The organism is Saccharomonospora saliphila YIM 90502, from assembly GCF_000383795.1.
Lineage (GTDB): Bacteria > Actinomycetota > Actinomycetes > Mycobacteriales > Pseudonocardiaceae > Saccharomonospora > Saccharomonospora saliphila.
This window is the reverse complement of the sequence record NZ_KB912712.1, coordinates 3,018-9,569: the sequence shown is the minus strand read 5'-3', so window position 1 is coordinate 9,569 and position 6,552 is coordinate 3,018. Positions and strand designations below refer to the sequence as shown.

Genomic DNA, 6,552 nt, shown 5'->3' with positions numbered 1-6,552 from the left:
CCGCGGACGGTGCCGTCGGCGGGGGCGACGGGGCCCCAGCGGTGCGTGAGCGGGCCGTACCGGAACTGGTCGCGCCCGCTCGGCTGCTCGACCCGGCGACCGGACTCGGGACGCTACTGCGCCAGGCGCGGGGCCTTGAGACCGAGACCCGGGAGGATCTCGACGACGTCGCGACCTACCGCGTCGGCGGCGAACTGCCGCGTGAAGCCGTCGCCGCCTTCGTCCCGGGCGTGCACGCCGACGTCGACGTGAAGTTCTGGGTCGGCGCGGACGCGCCCGGACACCTCAGGCGCGTGTGGGTCCAGGTGCCGCCCCGGCAGAAGAACGAGGGTGCGGTGGTGCTCGAGCTGGCCCTGACCCGGCACGACGTCCCGGTCGCGTCCACGGTCACCGGGGATCACGGCGTGCAGCGAGTGCCCTCCGGCGGCAGCGTGCCGTCGACGAGGTAGTCGGTTCCGGCCCGGTCGACGCACTCGTTGCCCACCGTGAGGAACGCCGTGTGCTGGGCCGCCTCGAAGGTGACGAGCCCACCGCCCAGTGCTTCGGCGAGGTTGACGCCCGCCTCGTGCGGGGTCGCCGGGTCGTGCGTGCTGGAGATCACCAGCGCGGAGGGGACACCGTCCACGTCCGGCACGTGCGGTTCCGAGGTGTGCTCGACGGGCCAGAAGGCGCAGGCGTCCCGGGCGGGCGACGGTGGAAGGCCCGGGTCGACGAACTCGGCGGCCTCGAGGACCTCGCGCTGGGCGTTCAGGTACCGCTCGGGGTCGGTCACCGGGGGCTGGTCAACGCAGTTGATCGCGGTGAACGCCTCCTGGAGGTTCGAGTACGACCCGTTCGGCCCGCGCTGGTGGTAACTGTCGGCCAGCGCCATCAGTGTGCGGCCCTGGCCGCTCGCCAGCGCGGTGAGGGCGGTGTTGAGCGTGTCCCAATACTCCCTGCTGTACAGGGCGGCCACGGTGCCCGTCGTGGCGTCCTCGTACGAGAGGACCCTGCCGTCGCCGAGCGGGGCCGGCTGGTCAAGTAACGGGCGGGTGAGGTCCTGGTAGGCCTCGACGGCGCCCTCCGGGTCCTGGCCGAGGGCGCATTCCCGCTGACGCGTGCACCACGCGGCGAACTCGTCGAAGGTGGAGCCGAAGCCCTCGTACTGCGCGACCAGCGACTCGACGGCGTCCTGCTCGGGGTCGACCGCGCCGTCGAGCAACAGGGCCCGCACGTTGCCGGGAAAAGTCTCGGCATAGGCGGAACCGATCCGCGTGCCGTAGGAGTACCCGATGTAGGTCAATTTCTCGTCGCCGAGGACGGACCGCAGCACGTCGAGGTCGCGCACGACGTCGCGGGTGCCGACATTGGCCAGCATCCGTTCCCCGTGAGCGGTGTTCTCGGCGCACTTGCGGCCGTACTCCCGCGCCTCCTGCTCGGCGGCGGCCACACCCTCGGGGCTGCCGTCGAACTCGTCCACGTCGGCGCGCTCGGCGTCGACCTCGGCGTCGGTGAGGCAGTCGATGCCGGGCTCACTGGCCCCCACGCCGCGAGGGTCGAAGCCGACGAGGTCGAAGCGCTGCGCGAGCCGTCCGTCCCACGATCCCTGGGCCATCCGGGCGGCCTGGGCCATGCCCGAGGCTCCGGGGCCGCCGGGGTTGACCACCGCCGACCCGATGCGCTGCCCCGGGTCCTCGGCCCGCGCCCGCAGCACGCCCACGGTGATCGTGGGGCCGTCGGGTGCGGAGTAGTCGAGCGGCACGGTCATCCGGGCGCACTCGATGCCGTCGGCGGCGAAGGCCTGCCGCGTGGCCGCCGAGGTGGAGTACGGCTCGCACTCCTCCCAGTCGAGCGGCTGCGCGTAGAACTGCTCGAGCCCCTCGGGCACGGGGCCGACAGGGCCGAGGGACTCCGCCGTGTCGGAACAGGCGGTCACCGTCGCGACGAGCAGGACGGTTGCCGCAGGCAGGTAGCGTTTCCTGGTGTGCACGCCCGTGATCGTGCCACCACGGGAGTGGGACAGGAACCGGAAGGCACCCGGACGCGTTGTGCGGGACAGGCCGAAGCAGAGGGGAGAGGCGCTGGTGGCGTTGTGGAGCCGGGTCGGCAGGAAGGTGCGGCGACTCATGCAGAAGCCCGCCAGCGTGGAGCTGACCCGCTACGAGGCACTGCTGCCCGTGATCGCCGAACGGGAGCCCGAGCTGGAAGAGCTCTCCGACACCGAGCTCACGGAGCGGGCGGCCGCCCTGCGCGAGGTCGCCGAGTTCGGTGACGACCAGCTGGTCGAGGTGTGCGCGCTCGGCCGCGAGGCGGCCCGCAGACGTCTGGGTGAGCGCGCCTTCGACGTGCAGCTCCTGGGCACCCTCGGCCTGCTCACCGGGCACGTGGTGCAGATGGCCACCGGCGAGGGCAAGACCCTGGCGGGCGCGCTCGCGGCCGCCGGGCACGCCCTCGCGGGCCGCCGGGCGCACGTCATCTCGGTCAACGACTATCTCGCGCGCCGGGACGCGGAGTGGATGCGTCCGGTGTACGACCTGCTGGGCGTCTCGGTCGGCTGGGTCGAACCCGCGCTGGAGGCCAAGCAGCGGCGGGACGCCTACTCCTCCGAGGTGTGTTACGGCGCGGTCAGCGAGATCGGGTTCGACGTGCTGCGCGACCGCATGGTCACCGCCGTCGACGACCGCACGCAGCCAGAGCCCGAGGTCGCGATCGTCGACGAGGCCGACTCGGTGCTGGTGGACGAGGCCCGCGTGCCGTTGGTGATGGCCGGGTCCGTGGACGCCGGAGTGGCCGACGAGGAGGTCGCGCGCGTCGTACGGCGGCTGCGGGTCAACCTGCACTACGAGACCGACCCGGACGGGCGCAACGCCTGGCTGACGCCCGCGGGCGCGTCGGTGGTGGAGAAGTCGCTCGGCGGGGTGGACCTCTACGCCGAGGAGGGCACCGGGCGGTTGGCGGCGGTCAACGCGGCGCTGCACGCGCACGCCTTGCTCACCCGCGACGTGGACTACCTCGTGCGGGACGGCAAGGTGCGGCTGATCAACGCATCGCGCGGGCGGGTCGCCGAACTCCAGCGCTGGCCGGACGGGTTGCAGGCCGCCGTGGAGGCCAAGGAACAGCTACCGCCGTCCGACCACGGCGAGATCCTGGACTCGATCACCGTGCAGGCGCTGCTGGCGCGCTACCCGAGGGTCGCGGGCATGACGGGCACGGCGGTGGCCGTGGCCGAACAGCTCCGGGAGTTCTACGGGCTTGAGGTCGCGGTGATCCCACCGAACACCCCGACGATCCGCGAGGACAGGGCACACCGGGTGTTCACCACGCCGACGCGCAAGCTGCGGGCGATCGTCGAGGAGATCCGCTCGGTGCACGAGACCGGGCGGCCGATCCTGGTCGGCACCCAGGACGTGGCCGAGAGCGAGGAGCTGGCCGAGAAGCTGCGCAAGGCCGATATCGACTGCGTGGTGCTCAACGCCCGCAACGACGCAGAGGAGGCCTCGGTGATCGCCGAGGCGGGCACGTACGGAGCCGTCACCGTGTCGACGCAGATGGCGGGCCGTGGCACCGACATCCGGCTCGGAGGCACCGACGGCGCGGACGCCGAACGCGTGTCCGAGCTGGGCGGACTGCACGTCATCGGCACCGCGCGATATCCGAGCAGCAGGCTCGACGACCAGCTCCGCGGCCGGGCGGGCAGGCAGGGCGACCCGGGCAGTTCGGTGTTCTTCGCCAGCCTCGGCGACGACCTGGTGCTGGCCCACGCGCCGGACGTCCCGGAGGGCATCCCGGCCGACGACGAGACCGGGGAGATCACCGACGCCGCCGCGCACCGGCAGATCAACCACGCGCAGCGGGTGGCCGAGGGCGTGGATCTGGAGATCCACCGCAACACCTGGCGGTACACGCGCCTGATCGAACACCAGCGGGCGCGGGTGCTGGCCCACCGCGACGAGGTGCTGCGCACCGACCTGGCACGGGAGACGCTGCGCGAGGACGAGCCGGAGCGCTACGCCGAGCTGGCCGAGTCGCTCGACGAGGACGTGCTCACGCGCGTCTGCCGGGAGATCCTGCTGTTCCACCTCGACCAGTTGTGGGCCGACCACCTGGCCTTCCTCACCGACGTCCGGGAGACGATCCACCTGCGGGCGCTGGCGAAGGAAGCCCCGCTCGACGAGTTCCACCGGACCGCGATCCCGGAGTTCCAGAAGATCAAGCCGGAGGCGCGGCGGCGAGCGGCGGCGACGCTGCGGGAGGCCGAGATCACCGACGACGGGGTCGACCTCGCCGGGGCCGGAGTGCGCAGGCCGACCTCGACCTGGACCTACCTGGTGCACGACAACCCGTTCGACTCGGACGCCGAGCAGGCGCTGAAGAAGGTGCGGGCCACACTGCGCAAGAAGCGCGCCTGAGCACGCCAGGCAGGAAGCACGCCTGAGCGCGCCCGGCCGACCGGGCGCGCGCCGGGGCGGGTGCGGGACAATGGCGGACATGCCACGACTGCGCATCGCCCTGGCCCAGGTGAACACGACCGTCGGCGACCTCGACGGCAATGCCGAGTTGACCGTGCGGTGGACCCGCCGGGCCGCGGACGCGGGAGCGCACGTCGTCGTGTTCCCGGAGATGTCGCTGACCGGCTACCCGGTGGAGGACCTCGCGCTGCGCGCCGCGTTCTCGTCCGCCTCGGTCGCGCGGTTGCACCGTCTCGCCGGGCAACTGGCCGACGCCGGATGCGGGGAGGTGCTGACCTACGTCGGATACCTCGACGCCGACGCCACCGGGCCGCGCAACGCCGCCGCCGCGCTGTACCGGGGCGAGGTGGTGGCCACCCAGTACAAGCACCACCTGCCGAACTACGGCGTGTTCGACGAGCGCCGCTACTTCGCCTCTGGCGACACGCTCGACGTGGTGCGGGTGCACGGCGCGGACATCGGCATGGTGATCTGCGAGGACCTGTGGCAGGAGGGCGGGCCCGTCACCGCGCTCGGCCGGACGGGCGTGGACGTCGTGGTCTCACCCAACGCCTCCCCCTACGAACGGTCGAAGGACGACGTGCGCCTGCCGCTGGTCGCGCGCAGGGCGGCCGAGGCCGGGGCTCCCGTGGTCTACACCAACCTGGTCGGCGGGCAGGACGACCTCGTCTTCGACGGTGACTCGATCGTGGTGGGCGCTGACGGGGAACTGCTGGCGCGGGCGGCCCAGTTCGCCGAGGACCTGCTCGTCACCGACCTCGACCTGCCCGGCACCGGCGACAGGACGGAGGGCTCGTCGGCCGGGCTGACGGTGCGGCGCACCGACCTCGGGGGTGGGGTGGCGCCCGCGCCGACCACGAGTACGCCGGGGGACGGCCTGGCCGTGCGCGAGCCGCTGCCCGACGAGGCTGAGGTGTGGTCGGCGCTGGTGCTGGGCCTGGGCGACTACGTGCGCAAGAACCATTTCTCCTCGGTGCTGCTGGGATTCTCCGGCGGGATCGACTCGGCCGTCAGTGCCGCGCTAGCGGTCGACGCGCTCGGCCCGGACGCGGTGTACGGGGTGTCCATGCCGTCGAGATACTCCTCGGAGCACTCGCGTTCCGACGCGGCCGAGCTGGCGCGGCGGCTGGGCTGCCACTACCGCGAGGAGCCGGTGGAGACGATGGTGGCGACCTACGTGGACCAGCTGGGGCTGGCGGGCACGGGGCTGGCCGAGGAGAACATCCAGGCCCGGGTGCGGGGCATGCTGCTCATGGCACTGTCGAACCTGGACGGGCACCTGGTGCTGGCCACCGGCAACAAGACGGAGCTGGCCGTGGGGTACTCGACGATCTACGGCGATGCCGTCGGCGGCTTCGCACCGATCAAGGACGTCTTCAAGACCCACGTCTGGCAGCTCGCCCGCTGGCGCAACGCCGAGGCGGAGAAGCGCGGCGAGACGCCGCCGATCCCGCCGAACTCGATCACCAAGCCGCCGTCGGCCGAGCTGCGCCCCGGCCAGCTCGACACCGACTCACTGCCCGACTACGCGCTGCTCGACGACATCCTCGACGACTACGTCGAGGGAGACCGGGGCTTTTCCGACCTGCTCGCGGCCGGATTCGACGCCGAGGTGATCGACCGGGTCGTGCGCATGGTCGACCGCGCTGAGTACAAACGCCGCCAGTACCCGCCGGGGACCAAGATCACGTTCAAGGCGTTCGGCCGGGACCGGCGGTTGCCGATGACCAACGCGTGGCGCGAGGTGCACTGACGTGACCGCCCGGTGCGGGTTCGCGGTCTTCGAGACCCGGCTCGGCGTCTGCGGCCTCGTGTTCAGTGCCGAGGCCGTGCTCGGCTGCCGGTTGCCCACCGACGACGCCGGAGAGCTGCGCTCGTGGGTACGGAGTGCGTTTCCGGAAGCGGTCAAGCGCGTCCCGGAGGGCCACGCGGCACGCGCCGTCGCGGGCATCACCGCGCTGCTGCGGGGTGAGCACGACCCGCTAGCCGACGTGCCGCTCGACACCAGCGGCGTGCCGCCGTTCCACCGGCGGGTCTACGACGTCGTCCGCACCATCGCCCCGGGGCACACACGCACCTACGGCGAGGTCGCGGAGGCGCTCGG

5 protein-coding genes are annotated in these 6,552 nt (G+C 72.4%); 4 read left to right on the top strand and 1 reads right to left on the bottom strand.

Going from position 1 to position 6,552, the window contains the following annotated elements; genetic code table 11:
• Positions 1-449, top strand: a 449-nt coding sequence (locus SACSA_RS23580) for an LppX_LprAFG lipoprotein (RefSeq protein WP_019819043.1), incomplete at its 5' end; no start/stop codon positions are given.
• Here SACSA_RS23580 and SACSA_RS0117560 read toward each other — a convergent pair.
• On the bottom strand, positions 398-1,969 hold the full coding sequence (locus tag SACSA_RS0117560; RefSeq protein ID WP_028661989.1) for an alpha/beta hydrolase: 1,572 nt from the start codon (positions 1,967-1,969) through the stop codon (positions 398-400). The genes SACSA_RS23580 and SACSA_RS0117560 overlap by 52 nt on opposite strands.
• 94 nt (positions 1,970-2,063) lie before the next feature.
• Between SACSA_RS0117560 and secA2 the strand changes: the two genes are divergently transcribed.
• The 3 genes from secA2 to SACSA_RS0117545 form a co-directional block, all read left to right on the top strand.
• Complete coding sequence (gene secA2 / locus SACSA_RS0117555; RefSeq protein ID WP_028661988.1) at positions 2,064-4,388, top strand: accessory Sec system translocase SecA2; 2,325 nt, start codon at positions 2,064-2,066, stop codon at positions 4,386-4,388.
• A gap of 79 nt (positions 4,389-4,467) precedes the next feature.
• Entirely contained in the window at positions 4,468-6,201 is a 1,734-nt protein-coding gene (locus SACSA_RS0117550) for an NAD+ synthase (RefSeq protein WP_028661987.1), read from the top strand.
• A gap of 1 nt (position 6,202) precedes the next feature.
• On the top strand, positions 6,203-6,552 hold a 350-nt coding region (locus tag SACSA_RS0117545), incomplete at its 3' end, for a methylated-DNA--[protein]-cysteine S-methyltransferase (RefSeq protein ID WP_019819039.1).

Excerpts from the sequence above, each read along its gene's own strand:
- SACSA_RS0117550 (WP_028661987.1), top strand. The coding sequence starts at position 4,468 with ATGCCACGACTGCGCATCGCCCTGGCCCAGGTGAACACGACCGTCGGC.